We start from the raw sequence: 16,807 nt of genomic DNA, 5'->3' as shown, positions 1-16,807 counted from the left end.
TGTTATTATTGTATGATCTGATAAGGATTTTTAGATCAATCTAGCAACATAAGTATAGCAACTAGTTATCGGCTAATATAAAAAAATCTTAAACATATTACAGAAAAGTGATTATTTATAACCACTCATATAAACCTTTTGCCGACTTGAGGCTGTCAAATAACTACACCATCATATTGGACATGTTGTGACATTAAGGATGCCACTATTAATCAGTCAGAAACCGAGCAATTAAGCCACTTAGCGGCACTTGACGACAGTCAGTTGGTCGCAATAGCGGTTACTGGTTGCAAACAGGCATTCCAGCAACTCTATCGGCGCCATCATAAGCGGGTTTACGCCATTTGCTTTAGATTGAGTGGCCAAGCTCATCTTGCTGACGATATGACCCAAGCTTGTTTTATACGCTTATGGAATAAATTGGACCAATTCAGAGGCGACAGCCAATTTACCACCTGGTTGCATCGCTTGTGCGTCCGCCAAGCGATTAACGAACTAAAGGTACAACAATCGTGGTGGCGACGCTTTATACCGACAGAGCAACTTGAGCCGCAGGACATACCCACGGTTGCCTTTGATGAATATCACCAATTGGATAAGTGTATTGCCAAATTACCTCAACGGACTCGTATGGTATTTGTACTGTGTGCAATTGAAGGTTATCAACATAAAGAAATTGCCGCCCTACTCAACATTGCCGAGGGCACGAGTAAAGCGCAGTACCATAATGCTAAACAATTTTTACAGGAGATGCTTGCATGAACCCGTCACCGCAAGACCTCGATAGCCTAATCAAGTCATTGCCGCTAGAGATGCAACCGACAACCGATTTGTGGCCAGCGATTGCAGCTAAGTTACCACTTCAATCTCAGCAAAAAAAACATCTGACTCGGCCTTGGCTTATCGCCGCTAGCGTTGCAGTTTTTTGTATGCTGACCATCCTGCTTTGGCAACGCCCAGAGGGTAATTCATTGCTGCCGCAAACTGCCGCACTAACGACAACCACCCCACAAGCCACAGTGAATACCGAGGTAAGCCTAACGACATCTTCAACCCAAACCGAGGCAACATTAGCTGAGCTAGTCGATCAAATAGCCATGACTCATCAGACCCAACTGGATGTTTTTAATCAAAACCAATACACCGTGAGTTGGCAATTATCATCAACTGATGCTCCACAACAGATACAGAGCGATATTAGCCAAGCATTAGCCGAGCTGGATACCGCCTCAAAACAAGTACAAGCCGCATTGAAACAACAACCGACTAATCAACAAATGTGGCAATTATGGCGCTGGATCATGCAACGTCAAATCACCTTATTACAGCAAGGCCAAAAGCTCCCATTTACGTCTAAACAGACACAACAAGGAAATACAATATGAGCATTCTTAAATACGTGTTAATCGTGCCGTTAATCGGTATCAGTTTTATCTCAATGGCCAAAGAAGCCGTTGACCAACAATTAACGGTCACAGATAACCCTTCGGTCAGCATGAAAATACAACGGGGTAACGTTGAGCTAGTCAGTTGGGATAAAAATAGCATTCAGATTAAAGGTGAACTTGATGAGTTAAGCCAAGGCTTAATATTTGAGGTTAAAGGCAATAGCGTTATTGTAGAAGATAAATTACCCCGCAGTTATCAGGGCAGTAATAAACAAGGGTCACAACTGACCATTTACCTGCCTAAACAGCTAGGTTTAGATGCCGAGGGAGTATCAGCCAGTTATCAATTATCACAGCTAAATGGCCAAATATCGTTAGCGTTAGTCAGCGGCAACATTAACGCCCAACAACTTAGTGGCAATACTAAACTCACCACGGTGTCAGGCAATATTAATACCTCTGAGCTAGCAGGAAAAATTAACCTCGAAACAGTATCGGGCGATATCACTGATAGCAATAGCCAAGGCGAGGCTGAGCTGCGCTTAGTCAGTGGCGAACTAAAAAGCCAAAGCGCTTTTACACATTTGTCTGTCGACCAAGTGTCTGGTGACATAACCGCAATCGTTAACCAAGTCACTGAGTTGAATATTGTTACCATCAGTGGCGATGCACAATTAACCTTAGGAGCCGATTTAAACAAAGCTCAACTCGAAACCATAAGTGGAGATATGGCACTAACGTTTGCTGGTATGCCTAACATCAATTTTATGATTGATGGCGGCCCTGGTGGAAAAATCGACAATCAATTAACCGATGATAAACCGCTAAAACAAAAGTACTCACCAGCCAAAACGTTGCAGTTCAAAACTCAAGCTGGCACAGGTCAAGTCAACATCAATACCATTAGTGGCAAAATTAGCCTGACTCAATAAGTGTAAAATAACATTAGCTCGGGGTAAGCGATGCTTATAAAAGAGCGCTTTGCTCGCAATTGATTCTGTATTGAAAAAGTGATTTTGTATTGAGTAGAAATTGATTTGCAATGAGCAGATAAAGAAATGCCCGGTAATCATTATATGGTGACAACCGGGCACTTTTATATATTCAAATAATGACTACACAGATTTCATTTCAGCATCGGTTAAAAAGCGCCATTCACCTGCGGCTAAGTCCGTGTTTAACTCGATATCACCTACCGCTTCACGGTGTAAATTAACCACTCTATTACCCACCGCGGCAAACATACGCTTAACTTGATGGTACTTACCTTCGCTAATCGTCAATCGCACATGAGTTGAGTCAATAATATCGAGCAAAGCAGGCTTGGTCAGCTCATCTTCATTGCGCAGCTCAACACCATCGGCAAATACCTGGATTAAACTGTCATCAATAGGTTCGGCTAATTCAACCAAATAGCGTTTACCACAATCTTTCTTTGGCGAAGTGATTTTATGCGACCACTGACCATCGCTGGTAATTAACACTAAGCCTGTGGTGTCGACATCTAATCGACCAGCAATGTGCAAAGTGTCCATTTTCTCAATATCAATCAAACTCAATACGGATGGATATTCTTCATCAATGGTTGAACAAATGGTGTCTACCGGTTTGTTTAACATGATGTAACGCTCGCCAATCACGCTAATTAATATGCCGTCTAAATGCACCGACATTTGTGGTAGTACTTTAAAACCTGAGTTTTTGACCACAACACCATCACAGGTAACGTCACCACGATGCAAGGCTCTCTTGGCCAATGACCGAGTCAGTTCGGTACTTTCACAGATAAATTTGTCTAAACGCACAATGATTACTCAATCTAAAAATATTGACGCTATTATGCTGCTTACACGCTTAAATAGAAATCAATCACCGATATTTTTCACCGCTAAGGTAATTTTTGGTTACACATCCTCACAAAAAACACGCTAAAAAGGCCTCCTTGCGGCTTGTTTTATAGGCGGATAAGGCCTTAACATACAATTCACAATAAAAAGTAATAGCTTTTCCCTTTGGATAAAGGGGTTATTACTGAATTAAGCGACACTGATCGCAATGCCCCATTGAAGGGCTTTTTACATCAAGCAAAGGAAACAACATGAGAAAATTGGTTATTGGCGGTCTATGCGCCTCATTAATTGCAGGCTTGAGTGCTTGTAGTGATGACAAGGCAGTCGTTACGCCTGCTGCAGATGTCGCAAAAACAGCTACTGCTGCTGCAGTAGAAAAAGCACTTACGTCTGGCATCACGTTTGACAACATCGACAAGTCAGTGCGCCCACAAGACGATTTTTATATGTATGTTAACGGCGCATGGATGAAAAATGCAGAAATCCCTAGCGACCGTACCAACATTGGCGCATTTTACGACTTACGTGAAAATGCACGTGATGACGTTAAAGCCATTATTGAAGATTTAAGCGCGACGCCAAATCTAGCCGATGGCACAGATGAACAGAAAGTGGCTGATTTATATCGCTCATTCATGGATGTTGAAACGCTTGATAAATTAGGTATTGCACCAATCCAAGCTGATTTGGATAAAATTGCAGCCCTGAAAGATAAAAAAGAATTAACCGCATTTTTTGGTGAAAACCAAGCAAACGGTGGCGGTACACCGCTAGCATTCTATGTTGAAATTGATGCTAAAGATTCAAGCCGTTATGCCACACACATTTGGCAATATGGTTTAAGCCTGCCAGAGAAAGATTACTACTTTAATCAAGAAGAACGCTTCGTCAACATCCGTAAAGCCTACGTTGAACATATTGAGAAAATGTACAACCTTGCTGGCTTACCAAATGCAAAAGCCAACGCTGAAGCCATTCTTGCACTTGAAACTCAAATTGCAGAAAAGCATTGGGACGTAGTTGAGACGCGTGACAGTACTAAAACATACAACCTATACCAAGTTAAGAATTTGCCAGAATTGGCTTCAGAAATTAACTGGGATGGTTATTTAGCGGCGCTTGGCGGCGACAAGCAAACAGATATCATTATCAACCAACCAAGTTATATCCAAGGCTTAAACGAGGTGCTTAAAAATAACGACCTTGATACTTGGAAAAACTACATGACTTGGATGGCATTAACTCATAATGCCAGCAATTTATCTGAAGCATTAGATAACGAAAACTTTGAGTTTTTCTCTAAGACGCTTAATGGTCAAGAAGAACAAGAACCTCGTTGGAAGCGTGGCGTGAGCACTGTGAGTGACACGCTAGGCGAGGTAGTGGGTAAAGTGTATGTGAAACGTCACTTTGCACCAGAAGCTAAAACCCGCATGGAACAGTTAGTTGAAAACCTACGTGGCGCTTATAGTTCAAGCATTGATTCATTAGATTGGATGAGTGCTGATACTAAAGTTGCTGCAAAAGATAAATTGGCTAAGTTTAATCCTAAAATTGGTTACCCGAACAAGTGGGATGACTACAGCAAACTAACCATTAAAGCAGATGATTTAGTCGGTAACGCCAAGCGTGCAGCGATTGTTGAGCATAACAAAAGTCTTGCTAAGTTAGGCCAACCAATTGACAAAGACGAGTGGCACATGACGCCACAAACCGTTAACGCTTACTACAACCCAACCATGAACGAAATCGTGTTCCCTGCTGCGATTTTACAACCGCCTTTCTTCAACTTAGAAGCTGATGATGCGGTTAACTATGGTGGTATTGGTGCTGTTATTGGCCACGAAATGGGCCATGGCTTTGATGACCAAGGTGCTAAATTTGATGGCGAAGGTAACATGCGTGACTGGTGGACCGAAGCTGACTTAAAAGCATTCGAGTCAAAAGGCAATGCATTAATCGCTCAGTACAATGGTTATCAAGTGTTTGACGACCTACACGTGAATGGCAGCTTAACATTAGGCGAGAACATTGGTGACTTATCAGGTGTGACTATCGCCTATAAAGCTTACAAAATGTCACTTGACGGTAAAGAAGCACCAGTTATTGATGGCTTAACAGGCGATCAACGTTTCTTCATGGGCTTCACTCAAATTTGGCGTGTGAAGATGAAAGAAGAAGCCATGCGTAACCGCGTAGCAACTGATCCGCATTCACCTGGTCATTTCCGTGCATTAGGTGCGTTATCTAACATGCCTGAGTTCTACAGCACTTATGACGTGAAAGAAGGCGACAAAATGTACATTGAGCCTGCTAGTCGCGTAAAAATTTGGTAATCACCAAGACGAATGACTGACTTAGGTCACATTTACACACAAAAAAGGGCATCGAAAGATGCCCTTTTTTTATAAAAAAAACTAACCAATTGATAATAAAAACAAATACAACACAAAGCCACGTTAATATATATCATTAAACCTTGTTCATTCAGCCCCTATTCAGCCAAAAAGCGGTACATTGGGTTAACAGACATTATGCTGGAGCTATTCAATGAATAAGCTGTTTCGTACCTTCTTTATATTCTTAATTTTACTGTCTACACGTGGTGCTATTGCCCAGCCTAACGAGCTTAAATACACCAAGCTAGCTCAGCCATCTGACTTCAGCCAAAAATCATCTAATGATATTGAGCAGCTAATGGCGCTTTATGATCACAACAGCGACTTGGTGACACAAGATACCGATAACTTACATACTCTGATGTCTCGGGCACCGGCGGCGCAGCAAGAACTGATTGACCTACTTCACTTCATTGACCAATCAAGTAATACTAAAACCATTATTCCTGCGACCAAAAGTTATCAGCGTGCCTCTCAAAAAGTGCAAACAAAATTTAATGGCGACGCCAGCCAACTAACCGACATAGCACGGGCAAGTGTGGTGGCCTATGACGTAAAAAGCTTGCTATCAAGTTACCAACAGTTGAGCCAATACACCGAAATTGTGCAATTAAAAAATCGTTTTTCTCATCCTAAAGTGTCAGGTTATCGTGATTTAAATGTATTAGTGAAATTACCCGTTAGCCAAATGGTGGTTGAAGTACAATTTCATTTAAATGATATTGCCGACATAAAAAGTGGCCCTGAACATCATGTTTATGAGCAAATCCAACAGATAGAGTCTCAGGCGAAAGCCACATCTAGACACTTAAATGACATTGAGCAAGCCATGATAGCCAAGCTTCGTCAAGACTCGCACAAGCAGTATCATAAAGCGTGGTTAAGCTATAAACGTCAAAGTTTATATAGTTCACAACAACAAGTAGCATAAATACTGATAACTATCTTTATTATGAATAACTCACAACCCCTAACGTTTTTCTAATCACAGTAAGTTTCCACCCTTTTAGCGCTCATATGAGCGCTTTTTTTTTGCCAAACAAGATCCGCAACAATCACTTCTGCTATACTCGCGCCCATTACAAAACGATCTGCTGGACAATGCGATGAATGACATTATTGAACAACTACAAGAATTAAGCGAAACCGTACCGGTGCCGTTAGAATTGCCAACTTTTGAGCAACTTGTAGAAGTTGAAGAACAGATCTTAATTGGTTTACCCAACGATCTAAAAGAATTCTTACTGTATGGCAGCGATGTTATTTATGGCACGCTTGAACCTGTTACCGCTGCCGATCCATCTTCACATACCTACTTACCTGAAGTGGCTTGTTATGCTTGGTCTATTGGATTACCTCGCGAACAAATTGCCATTTGCCAAATCGGTGATAGCTTTTATTGTATTGATGAAGAAAGCCAAGTGTTGTTTTGGAAAAAAGGCCGATTTAGCGACAAAGTATGGGAATCATTTTGGCATTGGGCCGAAGACGTATGGCTTAATCGATAATCTTATTTATTAGCCTCGGTTGGAGTTAACTAACCCAACGCGAGATAATAAACGGTTATCAAACAAATTATCACTAACAATGAGAACGATCATGTCGAAAAATACCGGTTTAAATGCAATTGAAATTCAATGTTTACGTCAGTCTTTAGGCCTAACAACTGAACAGGTTGCTAGCATCACTAAAGCCAGTAATGAAGACGTGATGGCATGGGAATCTGGCGAGAAAGAAGCACCGATTCCGGCTCAAAAAAAGTTACTAGAAATCGATGATATTATCGAAATGCAAGTGCTCAACACCTCTGACGGTATTGAAGAGCTATTTAAAAAAGAGCCTAAGCGTCGGTTAGCCTTTGTGGTGTATCCGACTCAAGCGCTATATACCCAATACAATCCAGAATTTTTAAGCACTTTACCATTAACTGAATTGTACAATGCCGCAGCTTGGCGTATTAAAAAAGAATGTAAACTCGTACTTGAAGTGGATGTAAGCTTAGTCGCGCTCGATGCCGAAGCCTATAAAGCTTATCGTGCTGATAACGGCATGAGCGAAAGCCGAGAAAGCCGTGCAAAATGGGCCGCTACTCAGTTATAAAAAACCTCTATTTTGACAGTCAATCACTAAAAGGAAGCTTCGGGCTTCCTTTTTAATAACGGTTATTTAGCGACATCGGCAAGTGCTACTGTTTTGGCGAGCGCAGCAGCCAAAGCAGGACGTTGCTTTAGCCTATCACGATACGCTGACAACTTTGGCGGAATGTCTTGCTTGAATCCCAAAGCCCACCCTAATGTTTGGCTTAATAGTATATCGGCGACCATTGGCTCGCTGCCACATACAAACCCAGACTCCGGTATCCAAGTTTCAGCAATAGCTGTCGCCTGATCAAACTCCCATTTAGCTACAGTAAACATAGTGTCTACACGCAGTTCTTTTGGCAACGCAAAACGATGCTTTGCAATACTCCAAATCGGTTGTTCAAGCTCACTAATGACAAAACTCATCCAGCGTTCATGGATAGCAGACTCTTGAGTACCCGGTTTTGGCAACCATTTACCTTGGCCGTACTTTTCCGCTAAATAACGCATAATGGCCGCAGATTCGCTTAACACAAAATCACCCTCTGTGAGTACTGGCATTTTGCCACTAGGGTTAAGGGCTAAAAATGCGTCACTTTTATGTTCACCATTAGCAAAATCGATAGCATAAAACTGCCATGCAATACCTAACTCTTCTAAAAGCCAAGATACGCGTAGCGCACGACTTTTTTGGGTTCCGTATAACGTAATCATTTTGGCTCCATTTTGTATGATGAGGTTAATGAGAATAAAAAAAGCCACATTGCACCTTAAGTGAATGTGGCTGTTGTTATCTTATGACGTTGTCATTAGAACTTCATTGTGACTTTAGTATAAATATAACGGCCTAATGGGTTATGTACACCCATTGCGTAACCATATAGGTCAGCATCACCATCACCAATCGCAAATGATGGCTCTTCATCAAACACGTTATTAACACCTACAGATAGCTTAACCGTGTCATTGAAACGATATGAACCAGACATATCAACTAACAGCTGTGCATCAACGGTACGGGTTTCGTTGAAATCTTCAAACTCGCCGATGTAACTTAAGTTAACGTTAGCGGCAAAGTCATCCATGTTCCAGTTAGTTGTAGCTAACCAGCGGTGTTGTGGATACTCATACTCACCAGTGTAATCAATGATCTCGCCATCAATTTCTTTTTCAAAGCTAATTAAGTAACTGTATTCTAGACCAAACTTAACGTCACCATAGCGGTTTAATTCAAGACCATAATGAGTTGATAAATCCACACCTTGAACTTCTTGTGAACCAATATTGACGAATCCAGATTTAATCACATCAAGCGGACCAAATGTCTGACCTGCTTGCGGTGCATTTCGCAAACAGACCGTACTGTTTTGATCATTACAATTTTCATTATAAAGAACCTGGTTTTGCAGTGAATCAATCTTGTGATCTTGGAGGATATTGTACATATCAACACCAATATCAAACTGCTGACTTGGAGCCCAAATCATACCGACGTTCCAAGTCTCTGACTCTTCAGCTTTAAGGTTAGGGTTACCGGCAAATATAAAGTTGTAATCCAATAACTCACAATCTACGTTATCAGCTTCACAACGATAGCTATCAATTAAAAAGTCACTTTTTTCAGATGGGCCTAAGCCTATTTGCGCTAACGATGGTGCACGGAAACCAGTTGACCAAGAACCACGTGCAGTTATCTCGTCACTAATGCCCCATTGGAAGGCAATTTTAGGGTTAGTGGTTGAACCAAAGTCACTGTAGCTGTCATAACGACCCGCTAACTGCAGTTCAAAGTTATCTGCAATAGGAATTGATAATTCTACATAGGCAGCATGTTGATCACGTGAACCAAATGCAGACACCGCTTCAGTACCAAAAATCAGACCGCGCTGGAACTGCTCATCTGGCACGTCACTAACGCTTTCTTCGCGATACTCTGCACCTGCAGCCATCATGATATCGCGATCTGCGATGGTAAATGCATGGCCCGAAATACTCGCATCATAAGCTGTGATGCTCGACTTACCTTGTCTTACTAGACTTGTGGTGATGCGATCTATTACATCTGCTGAGTTAATCGTGCCGCCAAAAGGATTGTAGTTACCGGCATCAATTTCGGCTTGTAAGTAATCGGTTCTTACCCAACCTTGTGAACGATCGCCTGTTTGAGTTGATTCACTGCGACCACGTTGCGCTGACACTTCCCAGTCCCAATCGTTTATTACACCGCGAAGACCGGCAACAATACGCATAGTATCTGATTCGATATCCCAACGACGAGCGCCAGCATCAACTGTACGGTAACGGCCGATATCAATGTCTTGTCCAAATGGGTTGTTAGGATGAGAACCAGGCACGGTTAAACCAGCATCTTCATCTAATGGCGTTGGTGCACCACCCGCTTCAGAGGTGTTATGTTGTACAGATAACTCTAAAAATGCAGTTAAATCTTCACCGAGCATGTAATCAAATTGGCCAATAGCACCAACACGCTCAGACGTTGGAATGGTTAAATTGTATGGACCGTAATCAAACAAACAACTGCCACTTGCTGTGGCATTCTCAGCGGGGCAATCAGGATCGATAGTTTTCACACCATTAACATAAAAATACCCTGGAAAGCCTCGTGATGAACGGTAATCTTCACCGCCGTAAGGTGATTGGTTAGCGGTGCCAAAACGCCCCATATCGCTTGCTGACAAGGTGCCATTGGTAAAGTAATCAAGAATAATTGACGCACTGCCTTTGTCGGCTTTTACGCCCCACACTAAGCTGGCTGTGGTTTCGTCATAACCCGTACCGCTGTCATCACCATAACCTAGGTTAATTTCAAGCCCTTCGATATCTTTTCTTAATATGATGTTAACCACACCAGCGATAGCATCAGAACCATAAATGGCTGAAGCACCGTCTTTAAGAATATCAATGCGCTCAATCGCTGATACTGGGATATTGTTGATATCAACAAATGAATTCGAAATACCTTCAGCAAAGGCACTCGATCCCACTCGGCGACCATTGATAAGTACCAAAGTGGCATCTGGCCCTAAGCCACGTAAACTGATTGATGCACCACCGTTAGCGGTAGAGTCTTGGCTGTTTCCACGAGTAGAAAATGCACCAGAACCGTTTGCAGGCATACGCTCAAGCAATTGTTGTAGGTTATCGAAACCCATGTTGGCGATATCGTCTTTATTCAACGATTGTACTGGCGAAGGTCCTTCAATATCAGTTCGTTTGATACGAGAACCGGTCACTTCAATTCGTTCAACTTTTGATTCAGCACCGGCTTCGGCAGCTTGAGAAACGAATGCGATAGGGGCAAGGGACAGTGATATAGCGATAGCGCAAGCACTACGCAGTAGGTTAGTTTTTTTCATGATCATCCTTAACGTTAATTTATTGTTTTACATCCTTGACTGTTGCACACTGCCGTTAAAGCTATAACGACGCGCAACTCGTGCGGATTTATACTTACGCAACTAAGTTAAGTCATTTCTTAACAAAGTCAACACAAGCCCGTAATGTAAATGTAACCAGCTACTTAAACAAGAATAAATACTTAAAAAAAGTGAATTTAAATGCTTTTGATATGGAGGTCAGATGAGTGAAAAAACGCTAGTTAGTGCCCACTTTCATGCAAACCTAGGTCTGTACTGGTTATTGTCTGGCGGCTTAGTCTTTTGCCTAAGTGTTGTTGGTATTCCATTGTTATTATTATGGTTTCCCCTAGGATTACTGGCGACAAAGCGTTACATCAATAACATGAGTGCTGAATTAACCGAGCAAAAACTCATCGTCCGCAAAGGGTTGTTTACTCGAACAGAAAATACCGTTCCATTGGATAAAATCACCGATATGGCGCTTATCCAAGGCCCCATCATGCGCATGTTTAGCATACATAAACTTACCGTAGAAACCGCCGGGCAATCTGGTGCTGGGGCGTTAATTAACTTAACGGGCGTCATAAATGTAGTCGATTTTAGAGCACAAGTACTGGCACAAAAAACACAACTCACTGAACGGAAAGACCACACATCGGCCCGCTCCAATACCGATGCATTAATCCTCGACAATCTACAACAAATGAACGCTACTCTTTTGCGTATTGAACAATCATTAACCGCTAAACAATCAAACTAGGTCTTTTTTAACATGCTTAATCAACAAACTGCATCAGCCTTACCGTGGGTATCTCGTGTTAACACACTGTTTAAAGCCACAGGACCTGGGATCTTAATGGCCGCCGCCGCGATTGGTGCTTCTCACTTAGTCGCCTCAACTCGAGCGGGTGCCGAATTTGGTTGGCAACTGGCGTGGCTCATTTTATTAGTCAATATCGTTAAGTATCCTTTCTTCGCCGCTGGCGCTCGCTACACAGCAGCAACTGATGAGAGTTTATTGCACGGTTATCAAAAGCAAGGCCGCGGGTATTTGATGCTGTTTACGGGGCTTAATGTTATTGCCGCCATTGCCAGTACGGCGGGGGTATGTATGTTAACGGCGGCCATGCTAACCCAGTTTATTCCGCTATCGATTGATGTATTAGCGCTAATTGTATTGGTCAGCTCATTAGCATTATTAATTTTCGGCCACTACAAACTACTTGATAAAATGACCAAAATTATCATGTTGGCTCTTACGTTAACCACCTTAGTCGCCGTGGCATTGGCTTTTAATCGTCATAGCGGATTCGGCATTCCAGTGGTTGGCGAATCTCCTTGGCAATGGGCGTATGTCGGTTTTTTAGTGGCGATGATGGGTTGGATGCCTGCTCCGATAGAGGTCAGTACTTGGAACTCATTATGGTTAATAGAAAAACGTAAAACTCAAACGGTAACCGCCAAGCAGGCTATTTTTGATTTTAATCTAGGCTATGTCACCACGGCATTACTGGCGATTATATTTTTAGCGTTAGGCGCATTAGTGATGCACGGCAGTGGCGAGCGTTTTTCTGACTCTGGCGCGGTATTTGCGTCGCAATTGATCACCCTCTATAGCCAAGTTATGGGCAATGAAAGCCGCTATCTCATTGGGATAGTCGCGTTTTTATGTATTTTTAGCACCACAGTGACGGTAATTGATGGTTATAGCCGCACACTTGATATGGGCTGGCGATTACTGTCTAACAACACGTCCACACGCAGTTATTTAACCCAGGTGATGCTCGGGATCAGCGCGCTGGGTTTATTACTCATTTTATTCTTTAAAGGCGCCTTATTACCGCTGCTTGAATTTGTGATGATCCTTGCCTTTATGACTACCGTTATTTTTGCTTGGCTTAACTTCCGTTTAATGACCAGTGACACCTTGGCTAAAAAACATCGTTATGGCCGGGTGATGGTTGGATTGTCTTGGATTGGTTTATTGTATTTAGTTAGCTTCGCTATTTTGTTTATTTATTGGTATCTCACAAAATAATCTCACTAAAAGCCTAGGTGCTAGACCCTTCTATCCGTAAGCGCAGCGTTCGCTTGTTATCATTTTTTAAGCTGTTCCTGAGATGACAAGCGGTGACGAGCGATGACAAGCAAGAGCCTAGAGGCTAGACCCTTCTATCCGTAAGCGCTGCCTTCGCTTGTTATCATGTCTTAAGCTGTTCCTGAGATGACAAGCGGTGACGAGCGATATCAAGCGATGACAAGCAGAGCCTAGAGGCTAGACCCTTCTATCCGTAAGCGCAGCGTTCGCTTGTTATCGCTTGTTATCATTTTTTAAGCAGTCCCTAGCAGTGTTAGAAATCGATTGCAGCTCAAGCAGGATTAATCTGACTAATCAATGATTACCCGTTATACTAGTGTTTCGTCAATTGACCTAAACCATTTATGCGCATCCGCGCCAGAGAACCTTATGATTAACAATGATATTCTTCGCCGTATTCGCTTTGTGTTTGACTATTCAAATGCCAAAATGATTAACATTTTCAGCCAAGCCAAAGTAGACATGTCTTCAGAGCAAATTATTGCGCTGTTGAAAAAAGAGGAAGAAGAAGGTTATCAAGCGTGTAATGACACATTAATGTGTCAATTCTTAGATGGTTTGATCATTCAAAATCGTGGATTAAAGCCAGGAGCTGAAGTACCAGCACCTTTAAAGCAATTGACTAACAACCTTATGTTCAAAAAATTACGCGTTGCGCTTGAAATGCGTGAAGAAGATATTATTGCCGCATTAGCTTTAGCAGATTTTTCAATGACTAAATCTGAGCTAGGTGCGCTATTCCGTAACCCTGATCATAAAAACTATAAACCTTGTGGCGACCAGGTATTAAGAAATTTCGTTAAAGGTTTATCAATCAAACATCGCGGTAAGTAAAACCTGCCAAGTTGTTGAGATAATGCTTTATAAATGCGTAGCTTAGGCTGCGCATTTTTGTTTGTGAGATTTACATTTAAACAATAATAATTTTGCATTTACACCATACGATTGTTCACATAGCAATGACACAATAGTGAGAGGTGAGTAAAAGTACCTAACAATTATGTGATTTTACTCACTTAACAGACCACAAAAAAGATCAGACGTGATAATCTACAAGCACAAAAAACCAGCCCAATTCTAATAACGATCTAACTGGATCTCACACATTAAGGTTCCCCATGGACGATAACAAACGCCCCCTCTATCTTCCTTTTGCCGGCCCAGCGATTCTTGAATCACCCCTGCTTAATAAAGGCAGTGCATTTAGTGAAGAAGAACGAATTTATTTCAACCTCGAAGGCCTCATTCCTTGGGTCATTGAAACCATTGATGAGCAAGCCGCTCGTGCTTACGCACAGTTTAAAAACTTCACCAATGATCTCGATAAGCACATTTATTTGCGCAACATTCAAGATACTAACGAAACCTTATTTTATCGTTTAGTGCGTAATAACATCAGTGAAATGATGCCAATTATCTACACGCCTACGGTTGGTTTAGCCTGTGAACGTTTCTCAAAAAACTATCGTCGTAACCGCGGTTTATTTATTTCGTATCCTAACAAAGATCGCATTGATGATATTTTAAATAACTCAACCCGCCATAAAGTCAAAGTCATCGTGGTGACGGACGGAGAACGTATTCTCGGTTTAGGCGACCAAGGCATAGGCGGTATGGGGATCCCAATTGGTAAATTATCGCTATACACCAGTTGTGGCGGCATAAGCCCGGCGTATTGTCTTGCGGTGACCTTAGATGTTGGTACTGATAACCCACAACTTCTTGAAGACCCTATGTATATGGGCTGGCGTCATCAACGTATTGGCGGTGATGAATATGCTGAATTTGTTGAAGAGTTTATGCAAGCTGTCAGCCGTCGCTGGCCAGATGCCTTAATTCAGTTCGAAGATTTTGCACAAAAAAATGCCATGCCATTACTTGAACGATATAAAGATCAATATTGCAGTTTCAATGATGATATTCAAGGCACTGCAGCCGTTACGGTAGGCTCACTACTGGCAGCTTGTAAAGCCGCTAACAGTAAACTTAGCGAACAACGTATTACCTTCTTGGGTGCGGGTAGCGCTGGTTGTGGTATTGCCGAAGCGATTGTGGCGACAATGGTGTCTGAGGGCATTAGCGATCAACAAGCTCGCTCACAAGTGTTTATGGTCGATCGTTGGGGCTTATTACTCGATAACATGCCTAACCTACTTCCATTCCAACAGAAGCTAGCGCAACCCTGTGCCACGATAGAAGCATGGGACAATTACAGTGACAATATTTCGTTACTTGATGTGGTTAACAATGCCAAACCAACGGTACTTATTGGAGTATCAGGCTCTCCTGGTTTATTTACTGAAGAAATCATTAGAGCAATGCACAGCCATTGTAAACGCCCAATTGTATTCCCATTATCGAATCCAACGAGCCGTGTAGAAGCGACCCCGAAGGACATTCTTAATTGGACATCGGGCCAAGCACTCGTGGCAACGGGTAGCCCATTTGAACCTGTGGTCGTCAATGGCGAAACTTTTGAGATAGCACAATGTAATAATAGCTTTATCTTCCCAGGTATTGGCTTAGGCGTATTATCTTGTGGTGCAAGGCGTGTATCGGATGAAATGTTAATGGCTTCAAGTCGTGCTTTAGCGGAGTGTTCGCCATTAGGCAAAGAGGGTGTTGGCTCGCTATTACCTCGTCTAGAAGATATTCAAGCTGTCAGTAAATATATTGCTTTTGCTGTTGCTAAAGCTGCCATTGATCAAGGTTTAGCATTACCTTGTACCGATGAATTATTGCAACAATCAATTGAAGCTAACTTCTGGGAACCTGAATATCGTCGTTACAAACGTACCTCATTCTAACAATGATTAAGTACGACTCAGCGCTTTAGAATTGTAAAGCGCTGATTGTCATTAGTGTGATAGTGAAACTCATTGATTGAAAAGGTTATGCGCTTTTTAACCATAAAAAAATCCCAACCTAAGTTGGGATTTTTTATGTCTGTAATAACAGTAAATTTATGCCGACATCACTAGCTTAAAACTATTCAACAATGGGCGGTCGGTGCGCGCTTTTTTAAGCTTACGTAAACACTCTTTCAACGACTGCTCAGCTAAGCGTCCGAAGACACCATCATATTCGTTATTATTCATCTCTTCTTCAGAGTCAGCACTATCAGCAATTTCTTGCGCAACACGGCTTAACTGCATCCACGCATTGGCAATATAAAAGCCATGAAACTCTGCTTTGGTCATTAACTTTTGCGCACTCGCAGGTAATGCATCCCAAGCATGAGTAAATGTATTGGCTTTATCTTCAATAAGTTCGCTAAACAAGCCTTCATAGGCCTCAAGTAATGTTTCAGGTAACTTGTCCATCGGCAGTACTTTGTTTGCTACGTTATACGAAATTTGTTTTGCTACGTCTTGATACTGCGGGTCAACTTTGGTCATGGTTATCTCTCAATTAACATTCTCCACATGGATTGGCATCAGAATGTTTGATGGCATAATAATCAAATTATTTATTGAAATTAGGCCAGAACAAACGCACTCTTAATGCCATATCTATGCAGTGATATGTCTTTTACTCATGTAAATGAAAACAAGCTAATCCAATTATGACATGATTTTTTACTGTTTGTATTATCAGTTTTTAAAGTAATA

The 16,807-nt window shown here is 41.9% G+C and carries 15 protein-coding genes; 11 read left to right on the top strand and 4 right to left on the bottom strand.

Going from position 1 to position 16,807, the window contains the following annotated elements:
* Positions 1-264 precede the first annotated feature (264 nt).
* The 3 genes from GUY17_RS04605 to GUY17_RS04595 are packed head-to-tail and all read left to right on the top strand — an operon-like array spanning position 265 to position 2,320.
* The gene (locus tag GUY17_RS04605; protein WP_162022448.1) at positions 265-762 is read left to right on the top strand and encodes an RNA polymerase sigma factor; all 498 of its coding nucleotides are present in this window, start codon (positions 265-267) and stop codon (positions 760-762) included.
* Positions 759-1,385, top strand: coding sequence for an anti-sigma factor (locus GUY17_RS04600; protein WP_162022447.1), 627 nt, complete (start codon positions 759-761; stop codon positions 1,383-1,385). Before GUY17_RS04605 ends, GUY17_RS04600 begins: the two co-directional genes overlap by 4 nt.
* A complete protein-coding gene (locus GUY17_RS04595) occupies positions 1,382-2,320 on the top strand; it encodes a DUF4097 family beta strand repeat-containing protein (RefSeq protein WP_162022446.1) in 939 nt (312 codons plus the stop codon). The genes GUY17_RS04600 and GUY17_RS04595 overlap by 4 nt, the downstream gene beginning before the upstream one ends.
* Before the next feature lie 183 nt (positions 2,321-2,503).
* On the opposite strand, the gene rsuA is transcribed toward GUY17_RS04595, so the two are convergent.
* Complete coding sequence (gene rsuA, locus GUY17_RS04590) at positions 2,504-3,193, bottom strand: 16S rRNA pseudouridine(516) synthase RsuA (RefSeq protein ID WP_101085902.1); 690 nt, start codon at positions 3,191-3,193, stop codon at positions 2,504-2,506.
* Positions 3,194-3,486: 293 nt separating this feature from the next.
* Here rsuA and GUY17_RS04585 point away from each other — a divergent pair, with 293 nt between their 5' ends.
* From GUY17_RS04585 to GUY17_RS04570, 4 genes are all read left to right on the top strand, one after another.
* Positions 3,487-5,574, top strand: coding sequence for a M13 family metallopeptidase (locus GUY17_RS04585; RefSeq protein WP_101085903.1), 2,088 nt, complete (start codon positions 3,487-3,489; stop codon positions 5,572-5,574).
* A 214-nt stretch (positions 5,575-5,788) separates the two neighbouring features.
* Entirely contained in the window at positions 5,789-6,568 is a 780-nt protein-coding gene (locus GUY17_RS04580) for a GTP pyrophosphokinase (RefSeq protein ID WP_162022445.1), read from the top strand.
* A gap of 175 nt (positions 6,569-6,743) precedes the next feature.
* Positions 6,744-7,145 carry an SMI1/KNR4 family protein gene (locus GUY17_RS04575; protein WP_011636316.1) on the top strand — a complete coding sequence of 134 codons (402 nt, stop codon included), beginning with the start codon at positions 6,744-6,746 and terminating at the stop codon, positions 7,143-7,145.
* 91 nt (positions 7,146-7,236) lie between these two features.
* Complete coding sequence (locus GUY17_RS04570; protein ID WP_162022444.1) at positions 7,237-7,737, top strand: DUF4447 family protein; 501 nt, start codon at positions 7,237-7,239, stop codon at positions 7,735-7,737.
* Positions 7,738-7,799: 62 nt separating this feature from the next.
* Here GUY17_RS04570 and GUY17_RS04565 read toward each other — a convergent pair whose 3' ends face one another.
* Complete coding sequence (locus tag GUY17_RS04565) at positions 7,800-8,432, bottom strand: glutathione S-transferase family protein (RefSeq protein WP_162022443.1); 633 nt, start codon at positions 8,430-8,432, stop codon at positions 7,800-7,802.
* 95 nt (positions 8,433-8,527) lie between these two features.
* Positions 8,528-11,095 (bottom strand): TonB-dependent receptor, encoded by a 2,568-nt coding sequence (locus GUY17_RS04560; protein ID WP_162022442.1) that lies wholly within the window; start codon positions 11,093-11,095, stop codon positions 8,528-8,530.
* A 223-nt stretch (positions 11,096-11,318) separates the two neighbouring features.
* Between GUY17_RS04560 and GUY17_RS04555 the strand changes: the two genes are divergently transcribed.
* The 4 genes from GUY17_RS04555 to GUY17_RS04540 all read left to right on the top strand — a co-directional run bounded on the left by GUY17_RS04555 (position 11,319) and on the right by GUY17_RS04540 (position 16,003).
* A complete protein-coding gene (locus GUY17_RS04555; protein WP_162022441.1) occupies positions 11,319-11,858 on the top strand; it encodes a PH domain-containing protein in 540 nt (179 codons plus the stop codon).
* Positions 11,859-11,870: 12 nt separating this feature from the next.
* Entirely contained in the window at positions 11,871-13,136 is a 1,266-nt protein-coding gene (locus tag GUY17_RS04550) for an Nramp family divalent metal transporter (protein ID WP_162022440.1), read from the top strand.
* Between the two features lie 429 nt (positions 13,137-13,565).
* Positions 13,566-14,030: a DUF1456 family protein gene (locus GUY17_RS04545; protein WP_101086303.1), complete on the top strand. Its 465-nt coding sequence runs from the start codon at positions 13,566-13,568 to the stop codon at positions 14,028-14,030.
* A gap of 284 nt (positions 14,031-14,314) precedes the next feature.
* A complete protein-coding gene (locus GUY17_RS04540) occupies positions 14,315-16,003 on the top strand; it encodes an NAD-dependent malic enzyme (RefSeq protein ID WP_101085910.1) in 1,689 nt (562 codons plus the stop codon).
* A gap of 156 nt (positions 16,004-16,159) precedes the next feature.
* On the opposite strand, the gene GUY17_RS04535 is transcribed toward GUY17_RS04540, so the two are convergent.
* Positions 16,160-16,594 carry a DUF3069 domain-containing protein gene (locus GUY17_RS04535; RefSeq protein ID WP_101085911.1) on the bottom strand — a complete coding sequence of 145 codons (435 nt, stop codon included), beginning with the start codon at positions 16,592-16,594 and terminating at the stop codon, positions 16,160-16,162.
* Positions 16,595-16,807: the final 213 nt, after the last annotated feature.

This window comes from Shewanella sp. Arc9-LZ, assembly GCF_010092445.1.
GTDB lineage: Bacteria > Pseudomonadota > Gammaproteobacteria > Enterobacterales > Shewanellaceae > Shewanella.
The sequence above is the reverse complement of the archived record's forward strand: the minus strand, read 5'-3'. Positions and strand labels throughout refer to the sequence as shown.